Source organism: Bacillus sp. J33, assembly GCF_000518885.1.
GTDB lineage: Bacteria > Bacillota > Bacilli > Bacillales > Cytobacillaceae > Cytobacillus.
The window spans coordinates 105,867-119,907 of record NZ_KI912519.1 but is presented as its reverse complement, the minus strand read 5'-3'; the positions used below and the strand labels follow the sequence as shown (position 1 = coordinate 119,907).

The following is a 14,041-nucleotide window of genomic DNA, read 5'->3' as shown; positions in this document are numbered from 1 at the left end:
TTGTAAAGGCTTTTCACTTAACAAGGGGGAATAGGGATGCTCGAAAAGACAACGAGGATGAATTACCTCTATGATTTTTATCAATCGTTGTTAACTCCTAAGCAGAGAAGCTATATGTCCCTTTACTACCTGGATGATTTTTCGCTTGGAGAGATTGCCGAGGAATATGAAGTTAGCCGGCAAGCGGTTTACGACAACATTAAGCGTACAGAAGCAATGCTTGAAGAGTATGAAGAAAAGCTGTTACTATTTCATAAATTTCAAGAGCGCAGCAAGCTGATTGCAAACATGAAAGAAATGCTGAAGGAAGGTCCGCCTTCTGCTGAGGCATTGAAAGAAGCAGTAGCAAAGCTTGAGAAATTAGATTAGGAGGCGGCATATAATGGCATTTGAAGGATTAGCCGACCGACTGCAAAATACAATCCAGAAGATCCGCGGAAAAGGCAAAATCAATGAAGCGGATGTAAAAGAAATGATGCGTGAAGTCCGTCTCGCCCTTTTGGAAGCGGACGTGAACTTCAAAGTCGTCAAAGAGTTTGTCAAAAAAGTAAGCGAACGCGCTGTCGGCCAGGAAGTATTAAAGAGCCTGACCCCAGGCCAGCAGGTTATTAAGGTTGTTAAAGAGGAATTAACGGAACTGATGGGCGGAGAACAGAGCAAGATTGCTGTTTCTAATCGTCCTCCGACTGTCATTATGATGGTCGGCCTGCAGGGTGCCGGTAAAACGACCACAACCGGAAAGCTTGCGAATCTGCTTCGCAAAAAGTACAACCGCAATCCTTTGCTTGTGGCTGCGGATATTTACCGCCCTGCTGCTATTAAGCAGCTCGAAACACTGGGCAAACAGCTGAATATGCCGGTTTTTTCTCTTGGCGATCAAGTCAGCCCTGTTGAAATTGCCAAGCAGGCCATAGCGAAGGCGAAAGAGGATCATAATGATTATGTTCTCATCGACACAGCGGGAAGACTGCATGTGGACGAAGCGCTAATGGATGAGCTTAAGCAGATCAAAGAGCTTTCGAAGCCAGATGAAATATTCCTTGTGGTTGATGCCATGACTGGCCAGGATGCAGTTAATGTAGCACAAAGCTTCAATGACCTGCTCGGTCTGACAGGGGTTGTGCTGACAAAACTGGACGGTGATACACGAGGCGGAGCGGCTTTATCCATCAGGTCCGTAACAAACACGCCAATTAAATTCGTCGGTCTTGGCGAGAAACTGGATGCGCTTGAAGCGTTCCATCCAGAGCGGATGGCTTCCCGTATTTTAGGCATGGGAGACGTCCTTTCCTTAATTGAAAAAGCTCAGGCCAATGTGGATGAAGAAAAGGCTAAAGAGCTTGAGCAAAAAATGCGCACAGCTTCATTCACATTTGATGACTTTTTGGATCAGCTCGGACAAGTCCGCAACATGGGGCCTTTGGATGAGCTTCTTAAGATGATGCCTGGTGCCAACAAAATAAAAGGCTTGAATAATATTCAAATCGACGAGAAGCAAATTACTCACGTTGAAGCGATTATTAAATCGATGACTAAGGAAGAGAAAATTCATCCGGAAATCATCAATGCAAGCCGCCGCAAACGGATTGCCAAAGGGAGCGGAAGAACTGTACCTGAAGTAAACCGTCTGCTGAAGCAATTTGAAGATATGAAAAAGATGATGAAGCAGATGACTGGCATGCAGCAGAAGGGGAAGAAAAAAGGCGGATTCAAGCTTCCTTTTAATCCTTTTTAGTCATGTCTGGCTCCAGCGCCTAACCCCCTCGAGGGTCACAAGCTTGTCCTTTTGCGGCTCCTAGGGACTCGAGGTCATTTTCAGAAGGAAGAACACCTTCTTACAGGAACGATCTTATGCCTGTCGTCCCTGGGCAGTCGCCTCCACTTTTCGGGCAATCCTCCCAAAAAGGCAAAGAACGCCTTTCCGGAAGGCTCGTCTTGTGCTTGAGGCCCGCAGGATGCGGGTCATGCAGACGTTGCCACAGGATGTGGCGTTCTTAGTCTGCGTTCCTTCGTGGGCAAGGCGCTTGCGCTTTTCTAGTCAGCAAGCTTTTTCATAGATGTAAAGAAAAAAACCTTTACAAACTAATTAACTATCTGTTATTATACTATCTTGTGTGAAACTATTCGGAGGTGCTTATTTAAAATGGCAGTAAAAATTCGTTTAAAGCGTATGGGTGCTCACAAAAACCCTTTCTATCGTATCGTTGTAGCTGATTCTCGTTCTCCTCGTGACGGACGTTTCATTGAAACAGTAGGAACTTACAACCCGGTTGCTCAACCAGCAATCGTTGACATCAATGAAGAGTTGGCTCTTAAATGGCTACAGACTGGTGCTAAGCCATCTGATACAGTGCGCAACCTTTTCTCTAAGCAAGGCATTATGGAGAAATTCCATAACGCTAAAAACGGTAAGTAATTCATTATAAGATGAAAGAGCTTATCGAAACGATTGTTAAGCCCCTTGTTGATTTTCCGGAAGATATTCAAGTGAATGTCCAAGAAGAGGATCAACGCGTAACCTATCAGCTTTCTGTCAACAAGAATGACATGGGGAAAGTAATTGGGAAGCAAGGGCGCGTTGCGAAAGCAATTCGGACCGTTGTTTATGCAGCTGGTTCAACAGAGCAAAAAAAGATCTTTTTAGAGATCATTGAATAACTATACAGTTCCGGCCGTCAGTGGCCAGTTCTGTATATTGCCAAAAAAAGGAGGGGTTTCCCCTCCTTTTTTTACAATTTGGCTGTGTTAAAGCTTATTGTTGGTTTTAGCACCCTGTTGATTGGAGGGGGAAGGTACTAATCCCGCGAAAATGCTATCGCATTTTCTTCGTGCGGTGTTCATTCGAGGAAGCTTATTCAATGTCCTGCGGGAGAAGCGTGTCAGCGGGAGACCCCGCAGGTGCGAATGCACCGAGGANGCTCCCGGACCGCCCGCGGAAAGCGAGTGCCTTGTGCTGAAATCAACAGGCAAATTTAACAGAGCCTACAATTTAATAATTTAAACACATCGCCAACTAGAATCGACATGATTGTCAGAAAGGCCGTTTATGTTTTCGGCTAATGCGTTTGGGAGGCGCTGTATATGAAAATTATTCAATCCGTAACAGTCAAACAGGTATTGACAGAAAACAGCAAAAAAGAATTGCTTGCAGGCTATGCGGCCAAAAAACAGCAGCTGCAAAAAGAGTGTGATCAGCTGAGGTTTGAGCTAAAGAGACAGGAAAAAACAAAAAAAATCCATCCAGCCAGTTTAATCAAGCATTTTGAAAAAGAAATTCAAACGAGGCAGGAAAAAGTCAAACTGCTCGATTTTCAAATAGAACAATTACATATGCTACCACTAGGAAGCGAATTGAAAGAAAAGGAAGTCCAGGCGATTATCGAGGTTGAAGAAGGGTCTCGCTGGGAAGACATAGAAAAAGGGAAAACAATCATCATAAAAGATGGTATTGTTGATGAAATCCGCTAGAGGTGATAATTAACATGCAGAAATGGTTCAACGTCGGGAAGATTGTAAACACCCATGGCATTAAAGGAGAGGCAAGAGTCATTTCAAAAACAGACTTTGCTGAGGAAAGGTATAAGCCTGGAAACAAACTGTATTTATTTATGCCGGACTCAAAGGGAGAACCGCTGGAATTGACGGTGAAATCCCATCGAACCCATAAGTCATTCGATCTGCTAACCTTTGAAGGGTATGAAAATATTAACCAGATTGAAAAAATGAAGGGCGGCATATTAAAAGTATCCGAGGACCAGCTTGGAGCTCTTGAGGAAGATGAATTTTATTATCACGAAATTATTGGCTGTACAGTTAAAACGCTGGAAGGTGAAGAAGTAGGTAAAATCAAAGAAATCCTTTCGCCAGGAGCCAATGATGTATGGGTCATTAAAGGAAAAGGCGGCAAGGAGATTCTGATTCCATATATTGAAGATGTTGTCAAAGAAGTAGATGTGAAAGAGAAGCGAGTAGTAATCAATGCGATTGAAGGGCTGCTTACATGATGAAAATCGATGTTCTTACTCTTTTTCCAGAAATGTTTGATGGGATTTTAGGCCATTCCATTTTAAGAAAAGCGGCTGATAACGAAGCGGTGGAATATAATGTCGTAAACTTCAGGGACTATGCAGCCAACAAGCATAAAACTGTGGACGACTACCCTTATGGCGGGGGAGCGGGCATGGTGCTGAAGCCACAGCCTATTTTTGATGCTGTTGATGACCTCCGAGGCAAGGGGGACACAGAACCGAGGGTGATATTGCTTTGTCCTCAGGGTGAGCGCTATACGCAGCGGAAAGCGGAAGAGCTGGCTGAATTGGACCATTTAATCTTTGTGTGCGGCCATTATGAAGGATACGATGAAAGAATACGGGAACATGTGGTAACCGATGAGATTTCAATCGGGGATTTTGTCCTTACAGGCGGCGAGCTGGGAGCAATGGTCGTAATCGATAGCGTCGTACGCCTGCTCCCGGGTGTTTTGGGCAACGAAGAGTCCCATATAAAAGACTCGTTCAGCACAGGGTTCCTTGAGCACCCTCATTATACCCGCCCTGCTGACTTCAGGGGCATCAAGGTCCCAGACGTTTTAATGTCAGGGAATCATCGCTTAATTGAAGAATGGAGAGCCAAGGAATCGCTAAGAAGAACTTATATGAGGCGACCTGATCTTCTTGAAAATGCTGAATTAACAAAAGAACAGAAAAGATGGCTTGAAGAAATAAAAGCAGAAAGGCTTGATCACAAGGGGTAGGTTCTCCTTCCAAAAGATTATTCTTTTTAGTGGTGCGATGTTTATTCAGTGATGCTTATTCTATATCCTGCGGACCCAAGTGTAAAAGAATCAAATTTATTAAAAAAGAACGCAAATAACATTGAAGTTGCTGTCCAGGTATGGTATGATACTTTTTGTGACTAAGGCTGAACTAGTTCAGTCGGTGTCTGATAACGATGTTCCGCTGCAAGCAGAAAGGTTGTGCAAGAGCATCTGTTGAGAGGAGTTGAAAACGATGCATAAATTAATTTCAGAAATCACAAAAGAACAGCTTCGTACTGACCTTCCGTCTTTCCGTCCTGGTGACACTGTACGTGTACACGTAAGTATCGTCGAAGGAAACCGTGAGCGTGTTCAGGTATACGAAGGAGTTGTGATTAAGCGTCGTGGTGGTGGAATCAGCGAAACTTTCACAGTTCGTAAGATTTCTTACGGTGTAGGCGTAGAGCGTACATTCCCTGTACACACACCAAAGATTGCGAAGCTTGAAGTTATCCGCCGCGGTAAAGTCCGCCGTGCGAAACTTTACTACTTGCGTAACCTGCGCGGTAAAAAAGCTCGTATTAAAGAAATTCGTTAATAAAGAAATGAAGGAGCTTGATTATCAAGCTCCTTTTTCTTTCATAAAGCAAAAAAGCTTTCTGGCCTTATAATATTACATAAATGTTAAATAATATATAAATAAGATTCCCATCGTGTTTATTGAGGCAAATTTTTGTAAAATAAAAATAGAAAAGACTTCCTGAGGGACAGGCAGCCTAAAAGGATTATTTTTGACTGAAGAATGGTGGGGAATTGAATGGCAAAGAAGAAAAATGAGTTGTGGGAATGGACAAAGGCGCTTGTGATCGCAGTCCTGCTAGCGGCAGTTATAAGATATTTTTTATTTGCGCCGATTGTGGTTGACGGCTTGTCCATGATGCCTACTTTGCATGATCAGGACAGAATGATTGTGAACAAATTCAGCTATAAAATTGGAGAGCCGGAGCGATTTGATATTATCGTTTTCCACGCGCCGGAAAACAAAGACTACATTAAAAGAGTGATTGGGCTCCCTGGCGATAAGATTGAATACAAAGATGATACGCTTTATGTTAATGGCAAGGCGTATGAAGAGCCTTATTTAGATGAGTATAAAAAGCAGGTTATAGATGGACCATTAACGGAACCGTTTACCCTAAAAGAGAAAATCGGGCACGAGACAGTGCCTGAGGGCCATTTGTTTGTGATGGGCGATAACCGCCGTTTCAGCAAGGACAGCCGCCATATTGGAGCTGTTCCCATTGAAGAAGTATTAGGTGACGCTGGCATTATTTATTGGCCTATAGAAGATATTCGCATTGTTAATTAAAATGGCTGTGTTAAAGCTTATTGTTGATTTTAGCACCCTGTTGATTGGAGCGGAAGGTGCAAGATTCCTGCGGGAGAAGCGTGTAAGCGGGAGACCCCGCGGAAAGCGAGTGCCTCGTGCTGAAATCAACGCGCAAAATTTATAAGTAAAAACAACAAATTATGATAAATAGCCAAAAGAAAAGAAGCCAGGGGCTGCCCTGGTTTTTAAACAGATCATTTAAGCAGGGAGGTGCCAGCCATGACTATCCAATGGTTTCCTGGCCATATGGCAAAAGCCCGAAGGCAGGTTACAGAAAAACTAAAGCTTGTAGATATAATCTTTGAGCTGGTTGATGCAAGAATTCCGTATTCATCCCGCAATCCGATGATTGATGAAATTATCCAGCACAAACCGCGCCTTGTTTTGCTCAATAAAGCCGATATGGCTGATCGAGAAGCAACTAAACAGTGGAAAAAACATTTTGAAGAACAGGGCATCAGAGCCCTTGCGATAAATTCGCAGGCAGGACAAGGAATGAAGGAAATCGTTTCTGCCTCTCAGGAAATTCTCCAAGAGAAATTTGACCGCATGAAAGCAAAGGGTGTCAAACCAAGAGCGATACGGGCGATGATTGTTGGAATTCCGAATGCAGGCAAATCGACTTTAATCAACCGGCTTGCCAAAAAGAATATCGCAAAGACTGGAAATACTCCAGGGGTGACAAAGGCACAGCAGTGGATAAAAGTGGGGAAGGAACTGGAGCTTCTTGATACTCCTGGGATTCTTTGGCCGAAATTTGAAGACCAGGAAGTGGGTCTAAAGCTTGCTTTGACTGGGGCAATCAAAGATACTATATTAAATCTCCAGGATGTAGCAGTTTATGCACTTCGTTTCCTTGGGGAAAGATATCCTGAACGGCTAAAGGACCGGTTTCAGATCGATGAAATACCTGAAGATATTGTAGAGCTATTTGATAAAATCGGAAAGCTCCGCGGCTGTCTAATGGGCGGGGGAGAAATTGATTATGATAAAGTAACTGAATTGGTAATCAGAGAATTCCGTTCAGAAAAGCTGGGGCCAATCACATTGGAGCTGCCTCAGGAAATGGCTGAGAAGAATAAAGCCGAATAGCCTATGAGGCCTTCTTTATTTTGAAGGCCTTTATTTTTTTGGAAAAATGCCGATACATAATCTAAGAAATAGGTTCTGTTAAACTTGCCTGTTGATTTCCTATCCAGGTGCTCAGCGAACCGAGGGCGGACCGACGCTCTTCCCGCAGGACATTGAATGAACATTTTGTTGTAAGAAAGTGCGTTTGCGTTTTCGCGGGATTAGCATCTTCCGCTCCAATAAACAGAGTGCTAAAATCAACATTCAGCTTTAACACAGCCAAGAAATAAAAGGAGAAAGAAATGGCTAGATTGACGATTCGCCAAATAGAGGAGAAACTCAATTCAATTAAAGAACAAAATGATCCATTTATGCTTTCTATAAAAGAAGATGACAGAAAAGGCGTACAGCAGCTTTTATCAAAATGGCATTCACGGCAGCAGCTTCAGAAAAAAATCCGGGAAAAACATATTGAAATGACACAATATGAGAATCAATATCGGGCTCAAGGGTTTAAATCAATTGCCGGAATTGATGAAGTGGGAAGAGGTCCCCTCGCTGGACCAGTCGTTGCCGCAGCAGTCATCCTGCCAGAAAACTTCTTTTTGCCGGGCCTTGATGATTCAAAAAAAATCTCAGAGCAAAAAAGGAATGAATTTTATGGAGTAATAAAGGCTAAAGCTGAAGCAATCAGCATTGGCATAATTGAGCCGGAGGAGATTGACCGAATTAATATATTTGAAGCAACAAAAAAAGCAATGCTGACAGCGGTAGCAGGATTGAGCCCAAAACCTGACTTTCTCCTGGTAGATGCAGTTAAGCTTTTAACGCCTTATCCGATGGAAGCAATAATTAAAGGAGATGGCAAAAGTATCTCGATTGCTGCTGCATCAATTATTGCTAAAGTTACAAGAGATCGCTTGATGGCAGAAATTGGAGCCGGCTGCCCGGAATATGGGTTTGCCCAAAATATGGGCTATGGGACAAAAGAGCATCTTGAAGCCATAAAAACAAACGGCATAACTCCGCATCACCGAAAAAGTTTTTCTCCGGTCAAGGATTATATTGCAGAAAGCGAATAGAAGGTGAAGGCATGAAGCCCTCTGAAATAATCCGGGATTTAATAGGGCAAGACAAGAGCTATTCAGGAAAATCTAAAACCTTTATGCCAGGGCAAATTATTAACGGGAAAATAACAAAGCTATTTCCTAATCAGACAGCAGAGGTTCAATTAGGCTCTCATAAAGCAATTGCTCATCTGGAAATGTCTTTATCGGCAAACAGCAGGTACTGGTTTAAAGTTCAGCCTGGTGATGGGGTCCTGCGGCTTAAGGTTATGGATTCAGGAGGCCTAGCGAAAAGGGAATCACCAATTGAGAGCCTGCTTAGTCAGCTTGGATTGACTGCATCGAAAGAACATAAAATGCTGGTACAGTTTTTTCTAAAGGAACAGCTCCCTATTACAGCAGATACGATACTGCTTGTTTCCGATCTGCTTAAGGATGGAGAACCGCTTGAAGGTTTGCTTCGTGCAGTAAAAGAGCTGATGGTCAGGCAATTGCCATTCACAAAAGAGGTTGTCTTGTCGCTGTCAACTGCCTTGGACGGGGAACCGCTAACAGACCTTATGGGAAATTTGATAGAAAAGCTAAAACAAAATGAACTTTCTCCCAGGGGCCAGAAAGTAAGCAGCCTATTAAATGAATTATCAAAGACTATACGGGAAAAATCTGGTCAAGCCGCAGCAGAAAAACTTGCGTCCGCCTGGCTATTTCCAAAAAACGAGGCGAACTCACAAGCAGCTTTCAATATCATGAAAGCTTTTAAACTTGTTGCGGAACACGCTAGTGAGACAATAGAATTAAAGAAGGCAATAGATGGATTGAGCTTACATAGCAATAGTCCAATAAAGCCTTTGATTGGGGATGCTTTAAAGGAATTGCTTCAATCTAATCAAACAGGCAGCAGGCAAGAGTTTATACTAAGTCTGGCGAAAATTGGCAGGATGATTGGCGGCACACAAGGATTCCCCAGTCAAACTCAAATTTTAAACGAGATACAAAGAATGCTCATTCATGCTCGAATAGGACGACTCTCCATTCCTGTTGAAGAGAATAGGATCCTGCCCCTTATAAAAGGTGTATTGCTTATAAAAAGAGATGTTGACCTCACGGTATCAGGAGTCGGATTATCATCAATTTTCGGTGAAAGTAAGCTTAAACAAGCATCTGTAAACCTGGGAAGCTATTTGGCAGGGGAGACCGGATTGCTTGAAGCAAGACTGCAAACACAGGAAAGAACGCTATTATCAGACTTGAAAACCAGCATTCAGACTGACACCCCCTTAAGGTACGATCAGCAAAACATAAAAAGCCACTTAAAAATTCTTATTCATACACTAGGGTTATCCTATGAACATGATCTGGCTAAATTTCCAGAGATGCCAGGGGATGAAGCTGCTGGCAAGTTGAACATGCTTAAACCGCTGCTAATAGGCCTTTTAAACGAAGAACTGCCGTTCTCAGTAAAAGATGCTGCCGAAAGGCTACTGCATAAAATAACAGGCTTCCAGGCCCTCTCACAAGAAACAGGACCGCAGCAGCATCTTGTGCTTCAGCTGCCCGTTGCATTATGGGGGAAAGTGACCGATTTGACAATGCAATGGAGCGGAAGGAAAACAGATAAGGGAGAAATTGATCCGAGCTATTGCCGGGTCCTATTCTATTTAAATCTGGAGTATTTGCAAGAAACCATGGTTGACATACATATCCAAAACAGGGTTATGAATATCTCTGTTGTTAACGGCCATGAGTCTCTGAAGCCACTTTCAGCTCCACTTATTGCAAAATTAAGAGAAAATTTGGATAAGCTGAACTATAAATTGTCCTCGGTAACCTTCCAAAAGCCGGATAAAGATGGAAGCTCTATGGCTAAACGAAAACCAATAACATTTGTTGGACAGCCAAGCCATTTCACGGGAGTGGATTTGAAAATATGAAAAGTGGGGAAAGTAGTTCTAAAAAAGAAGCAGTAGCCCTTACGTATGATCCCAATGTGGAAGCATCTCCAAGAATTTCCGCAAAGGGAAGAGGTCTGGTTGCTGAAAACATTCTTGCTAAAGCCAAGGAACACAACATCCCGGTGCAGGAGGACCCAACTCTGGTAGAACTGCTGGGGAAACTGGATATGAATGAAAGAATACCTGAAGAACTCTTTCAGGCTGTTGCTGAGGTCTTTGCATTTATTTACAGGACAGACCAAGCAGCGGGCGATATGCATGGGGAGAAATAATTTATTTTAAGAAACCAAATAAAAAATAGTGATTAATTTATGATAGCGTTTCCATTGGTGAAGCTGTCGGAAAACAATTAATATTTAATGATAGAAAACTGCTCAGTCGGGCGGTTTTCTTTATTTCAATAAAATAATTTCATGATTATTTATGCCTGAAATTACTGTGCTTATAGGGGTTTTTTTGCTTTTTAATATTTTTAATTTTTAAAGAAATATAATATTTTAGAGTAAATGGTAGACAAGGGTAGTGTCATTTTATAAAATGAAAGCGCAGTCTATATTTTTGAACAGTTAGATAGGAGGATGGGAAATGAATATACATGAGTATCAAGGTAAAGAAGTCCTCAGACAATACGGGGTAGCAGTTCCGAACGGAAAAGTTGCATTTACGGTTGAGGAAGCTGTTGAAGCTGCCAAAGAACTTGGCACTGAGGTTTGTGTTGTTAAAGCTCAAATCCATGCTGGTGGACGAGGAAAAGCTGGCGGTGTAAAAGTTGCCAAAAATTTAGAAGAAGTACGTACATATGCAAGTGAAATTTTAGGAAAAACACTTGTGACACACCAAACTGGCCCAGAAGGAAAGGAAGTAAAGCGCTTACTTATCGAAGAGGGCTGTGACATTAAAAAAGAATACTATGTTGGTTTAGTATTGGATCGTGCAACTTCCCGCGTTGTATTAATGGCTTCTGAAGAGGGCGGCACTGAAATTGAAGAAGTGGCAGAAAAAACTCCTGAAAAAATCTTCAAGGAAGAAATCGATCCAGTCCTTGGTCTGACAGCATTCCAGGCCCGCAGAATTGCTTTCAATATCAATATTCCAAGCAAACTAGTGGGACAAGCTGTCAAGTTTATGATGGGCTTATACAGAGCGTACATTGACAAGGATTGCTCAATCGCTGAAATCAATCCGCTTGTTGTTACTGGCGACGGAAAAGTAATGGCATTGGATGCGAAATTAAACTTTGATTCAAATGCTTTATATCGCCAAAAAGATATTCTGGCGCTTCGCGACCTAGAAGAGGAAGATCCAAAAGAAATTGAAGCTTCAAAATACGATTTAAGCTACATTTCCCTTGATGGAAATATCGGCTGCATGGTTAATGGTGCAGGATTGGCGATGGCCACTATGGATATCGTTAAGCATTACGGCGGAGACCCTGCTAACTTCCTTGATGTTGGGGGCGGAGCAACTGCCGAGAAAGTTACAGAGGCTTTCAAAATCATCCTTTCTGATAAAAACGTAAAAGGTATTTTTGTTAATATCTTTGGCGGAATCATGAAATGTGACGTCATCGCTACTGGTGTAGTGGAAGCAGCGAAACAAGTAGGCTTAAGTGTGCCTTTAGTTGTACGTTTGGAAGGTACAAATGTAGAATTGGGCAAGAAAATCCTTGCTGAATCCGATATTGATATCATTGCAGCTGAATCAATGGCTGACGGCGCACAAAAAATCGTTACATTAGTAGGTTAAAACTAAAAATTGAGCGGCCGTTCAGGTACCGGCAGCATAAAGCCAGACAGGAGCAGTTTCCTATGATTGGCTTTAGCACCGGGAACCCCTGAAGGTCACTCGTTAGACCAGAAAGGAGAATTAACGTGAGCGTATTTATTAATAAGGATACTAAAGTTATTGTTCAAGGGATTACTGGTTCGACTGCCCTTTTCCATACAAAGCAAATGCTTGAATACGGAACTAAAATTGTCGGCGGTGTAACTCCAGGAAAAGGCGGTACCGAAGTAGAGGGTGTTCCCGTTTTCAATACTGTAGAGGAAGCAGTTAAAGCAACAGGTGCCAACGCTTCAGTAATCTATGTTCCGGCTCCATTCGCAGCAGATGCGATTCTTGAAGCGGTTGATGCAGAACTTGATCTTGCAATCTGTATCACCGAACATATTCCTGTGTTGGATATGGTAAAAGTTAAGCGTTATATGGAGGGCAAGAAAACTCGCCTTGTTGGGCCTAACTGTCCAGGTGTTATTACTCCTGAAGAGTGCAAAATTGGTATTATGCCCGGATATATCCATACTAAAGGGCATGTTGGGGTTGTTTCCCGTTCTGGAACATTGACCTATGAAGCAGTACACCAGTTATCTCAGGCTGGCATCGGTCAATCTACTGCAGTTGGTATTGGGGGAGACCCAGTTAACGGAACAAACTTCATCGATGTATTAAAGGCATTCAACGAAGACCCTGAAACATACGCTGTAATCATGATTGGTGAAATCGGAGGAACAGCTGAAGAAGAAGCTGCAGAATGGGTTAAAGCAAACATGACTAAGCCTGTTGTAGGCTTCATCGGCGGACGCACTGCACCTCCAGGAAAGCGTATGGGCCATGCCGGCGCCATCATTTCCGGAGGAAAAGGAACTGCTGATGAAAAGATCCGTGTTATGAACGAGTGCGGAATCCAAGTAGCAGATACTCCATCCGTAATGGGTGAAACTTTAATTAAGGTATTAAAAGAAAAAGGCCTTTATGATAAGTGTAAAACTCATTAATCTATAATTAATGGGTAATTACACCTGTATCACTGTAAGAGTAGTCCCCCGGTATAATGGGGGACTATTTCTACATCGCAAGTCCCCGCTAAATTCCCATCTCTACTTTCTAATCTTCAATTTAAAAATCAACTCAGGAGGTTTTCCATGGAAGAATTCAATATGAGGCTTGCCCATTTGCACCATTGCAAGGGTGTAAGCTGGAAAATGATTTTAAACATCCTTAAAAAAGATCCCCAATTGAAATCTCTTTACAATGAATCTTTTTACCGTTCAGCTTCGCCATTGTTTAATAGTCATGATGCCCTTTCAGAAGCTCTTCGTGACCTGCATTCTGAACAGATACATGAGCAAATCCGCCAATACTCCCCTAATGACATTAAAATTATCACTCTTTTCGATGAAGAATACCCTGATTTATTAAAAGAAACATACCAGCCTCCCTGGGTTATATATGCGAAAGGAGATGTTAGACTATTAAAAATTGGGCCCCATCTTGCCGTAGTCGGTTCCAGGCAGGCGACTGAGTATGGCGAAAGAGTAATTCAGCATTTATTTCCGAAGCTAATAGAAACCGGCATAATTATTGTGAGCGGACTGGCAGCCGGTATAGATGGAATTGCACACAGAGAGGCTATAAAACATGGAGGAAGAACAATTGGTGTTATAGCAGGAGGTCTATTTCATATTTACCCCCAGGCTAATCAAAAGCTTGCTTATGAGATGATGGAAAATCATCTTGTCGTCTCTGAATATCCGCCTAACACAAGGCCATCGCGGTGGCAGTTTCCAATGAGGAACCGCATAATCAGCGGGATTAGCAGAGGAACCTTGATCATACAGGCTAAAAGCAAAAGCGGCTCTCTCATAACCGCTAACTATGCAGTCCAGGAAGGCAGGGATGTTTTTGCAGTCCCGGGAAGCGTCTTAAGCGCCTATTCAGCAGGTTCTAATGAATTGATCCAGCAAGGGGCCAAGCTTGTTAAAACTGCTGAAGATATTCTGGATGAATTCATGTACTAAAAAATGGA

The 14,041-nt window shown here is 42.6% G+C and carries 17 protein-coding genes; all 17 read left to right on the top strand.

The features are described from left to right. Positions 1 to 36: 36 nt before the first annotated feature. The 17 genes from L634_RS0130080 to dprA all read left to right on the top strand — a co-directional run bounded on the left by L634_RS0130080 (position 37) and on the right by dprA (position 14,033). A complete protein-coding gene (locus L634_RS0130080; RefSeq protein WP_026585565.1) occupies positions 37 to 369 on the top strand; it encodes a putative DNA-binding protein in 333 nt (110 codons plus the stop codon). A gap of 13 nt (positions 370 to 382) precedes the next feature. Then, the gene (gene ffh, locus L634_RS0130075) at positions 383 to 1,735 is read left to right on the top strand and encodes a signal recognition particle protein (RefSeq protein WP_026585564.1); all 1,353 of its coding nucleotides are present in this window, start codon (positions 383 to 385) and stop codon (positions 1,733 to 1,735) included. 408 nt (positions 1,736 to 2,143) lie between these two features. After that, on the top strand, positions 2,144 to 2,416 hold the full coding sequence (gene rpsP / locus L634_RS0130070; RefSeq protein ID WP_026585563.1) for a 30S ribosomal protein S16: 273 nt from the start codon (positions 2,144 to 2,146) through the stop codon (positions 2,414 to 2,416). 11 nt (positions 2,417 to 2,427) lie between these two features. Then, positions 2,428 to 2,658: a KH domain-containing protein gene (locus L634_RS0130065; protein WP_026585562.1), complete on the top strand. Its 231-nt coding sequence runs from the start codon at positions 2,428 to 2,430 to the stop codon at positions 2,656 to 2,658. Positions 2,659 to 3,081: 423 nt separating this feature from the next. Continuing rightward, entirely contained in the window at positions 3,082 to 3,468 is a 387-nt protein-coding gene (locus L634_RS0130060; RefSeq protein WP_026585561.1) for a YlqD family protein, read from the top strand. Positions 3,469 to 3,482: 14 nt separating this feature from the next. Continuing rightward, positions 3,483 to 4,004 (top strand): ribosome maturation factor RimM, encoded by a 522-nt coding sequence (rimM, locus tag L634_RS0130055; RefSeq protein ID WP_026585560.1) that lies wholly within the window; start codon positions 3,483 to 3,485, stop codon positions 4,002 to 4,004. After that, positions 4,004 to 4,753, top strand: coding sequence for a tRNA (guanosine(37)-N1)-methyltransferase TrmD (gene trmD, locus L634_RS0130050; RefSeq protein ID WP_026585559.1), 750 nt, complete (start codon positions 4,004 to 4,006; stop codon positions 4,751 to 4,753). The genes rimM and trmD overlap by 1 nt, the downstream gene beginning before the upstream one ends. Positions 4,754 to 5,009: 256 nt before the next feature. Next, positions 5,010 to 5,354, top strand: a complete 345-nt coding sequence (gene rplS, locus L634_RS0130045; RefSeq protein ID WP_026585558.1) for a 50S ribosomal protein L19 — start codon at positions 5,010 to 5,012, stop codon at positions 5,352 to 5,354. A 219-nt stretch (positions 5,355 to 5,573) separates the two neighbouring features. Continuing rightward, the gene (gene lepB / locus L634_RS0130040) at positions 5,574 to 6,125 is read left to right on the top strand and encodes a signal peptidase I (RefSeq protein WP_026585557.1); all 552 of its coding nucleotides are present in this window, start codon (positions 5,574 to 5,576) and stop codon (positions 6,123 to 6,125) included. Then, entirely contained in the window at positions 6,115 to 6,270 is a 156-nt protein-coding gene (locus tag L634_RS33700) for a hypothetical protein (protein WP_157452485.1), read from the top strand. The genes lepB and L634_RS33700 overlap by 11 nt, the downstream gene beginning before the upstream one ends. A 95-nt stretch (positions 6,271 to 6,365) precedes the next feature. Then, positions 6,366 to 7,238, top strand: a complete 873-nt coding sequence (gene ylqF, locus L634_RS0130030) for a ribosome biogenesis GTPase YlqF (RefSeq protein ID WP_026585556.1) — start codon at positions 6,366 to 6,368, stop codon at positions 7,236 to 7,238. Between the two features lie 281 nt (positions 7,239 to 7,519). After that, positions 7,520 to 8,299 (top strand): ribonuclease HII, encoded by a 780-nt coding sequence (locus L634_RS0130025; protein WP_026585555.1) that lies wholly within the window; start codon positions 7,520 to 7,522, stop codon positions 8,297 to 8,299. An 11-nt stretch (positions 8,300 to 8,310) separates the two neighbouring features. Further along, the gene (locus L634_RS0130020; protein ID WP_026585554.1) at positions 8,311 to 10,215 is read left to right on the top strand and encodes a hypothetical protein; all 1,905 of its coding nucleotides are present in this window, start codon (positions 8,311 to 8,313) and stop codon (positions 10,213 to 10,215) included. After that, positions 10,212 to 10,508 (top strand): EscU/YscU/HrcU family type III secretion system export apparatus switch protein, encoded by a 297-nt coding sequence (locus L634_RS0130015; RefSeq protein WP_026585553.1) that lies wholly within the window; start codon positions 10,212 to 10,214, stop codon positions 10,506 to 10,508. Before L634_RS0130020 ends, L634_RS0130015 begins: the two co-directional genes overlap by 4 nt. Positions 10,509 to 10,821: 313 nt before the next feature. Further along, positions 10,822 to 11,982 (top strand): ADP-forming succinate--CoA ligase subunit beta, encoded by a 1,161-nt coding sequence (gene sucC, locus L634_RS0130010; protein ID WP_026585552.1) that lies wholly within the window; start codon positions 10,822 to 10,824, stop codon positions 11,980 to 11,982. Between the two features lie 125 nt (positions 11,983 to 12,107). After that, positions 12,108 to 13,010: a succinate--CoA ligase subunit alpha gene (sucD, locus tag L634_RS0130005; RefSeq protein ID WP_026585551.1), complete on the top strand. Its 903-nt coding sequence runs from the start codon at positions 12,108 to 12,110 to the stop codon at positions 13,008 to 13,010. A 147-nt stretch (positions 13,011 to 13,157) separates the two neighbouring features. After that, the gene (dprA, locus tag L634_RS0130000; protein WP_026585550.1) at positions 13,158 to 14,033 is read left to right on the top strand and encodes a DNA-processing protein DprA; all 876 of its coding nucleotides are present in this window, start codon (positions 13,158 to 13,160) and stop codon (positions 14,031 to 14,033) included. Positions 14,034 to 14,041 lie beyond the last annotated feature (8 nt).

Bases quoted from the DNA above. Each gene is read 5' to 3' on its own strand.
- L634_RS0130080 (WP_026585565.1), top strand. From the start codon at position 37: ATGCTCGAAAAGACAACGAGGATGAATTACCTCTATGATTTTTATCAA.
- ffh (WP_026585564.1), top strand. From the start codon at position 383: ATGGCATTTGAAGGATTAGCCGACCGACTGCAAAATACAATCCAGAAG.
- rpsP (WP_026585563.1), top strand. From the start codon at position 2,144: ATGGCAGTAAAAATTCGTTTAAAGCGTATGGGTGCTCACAAAAACCCT.
- L634_RS0130065 (WP_026585562.1), top strand. From the start codon at position 2,428: ATGAAAGAGCTTATCGAAACGATTGTTAAGCCCCTTGTTGATTTTCCG.
- L634_RS0130060 (WP_026585561.1), top strand. From the start codon at position 3,082: ATGAAAATTATTCAATCCGTAACAGTCAAACAGGTATTGACAGAAAAC.
- rimM (WP_026585560.1), top strand. From the start codon at position 3,483: ATGCAGAAATGGTTCAACGTCGGGAAGATTGTAAACACCCATGGCATT.
- trmD (WP_026585559.1), top strand. From the start codon at position 4,004: ATGAAAATCGATGTTCTTACTCTTTTTCCAGAAATGTTTGATGGGATT.
- rplS (WP_026585558.1), top strand. From the start codon at position 5,010: ATGCATAAATTAATTTCAGAAATCACAAAAGAACAGCTTCGTACTGAC.
- lepB (WP_026585557.1), top strand. From the start codon at position 5,574: ATGGCAAAGAAGAAAAATGAGTTGTGGGAATGGACAAAGGCGCTTGTG.
- ylqF (WP_026585556.1), top strand. From the start codon at position 6,366: ATGACTATCCAATGGTTTCCTGGCCATATGGCAAAAGCCCGAAGGCAG.
- L634_RS0130025 (WP_026585555.1), top strand. From the start codon at position 7,520: ATGGCTAGATTGACGATTCGCCAAATAGAGGAGAAACTCAATTCAATT.
- L634_RS0130020 (WP_026585554.1), top strand. From the start codon at position 8,311: ATGAAGCCCTCTGAAATAATCCGGGATTTAATAGGGCAAGACAAGAGC.
- L634_RS0130015 (WP_026585553.1), top strand. From the start codon at position 10,212: ATGAAAAGTGGGGAAAGTAGTTCTAAAAAAGAAGCAGTAGCCCTTACG.
- sucC (WP_026585552.1), top strand. From the start codon at position 10,822: ATGAATATACATGAGTATCAAGGTAAAGAAGTCCTCAGACAATACGGG.
- dprA (WP_026585550.1), top strand. From the start codon at position 13,158: ATGGAAGAATTCAATATGAGGCTTGCCCATTTGCACCATTGCAAGGGT.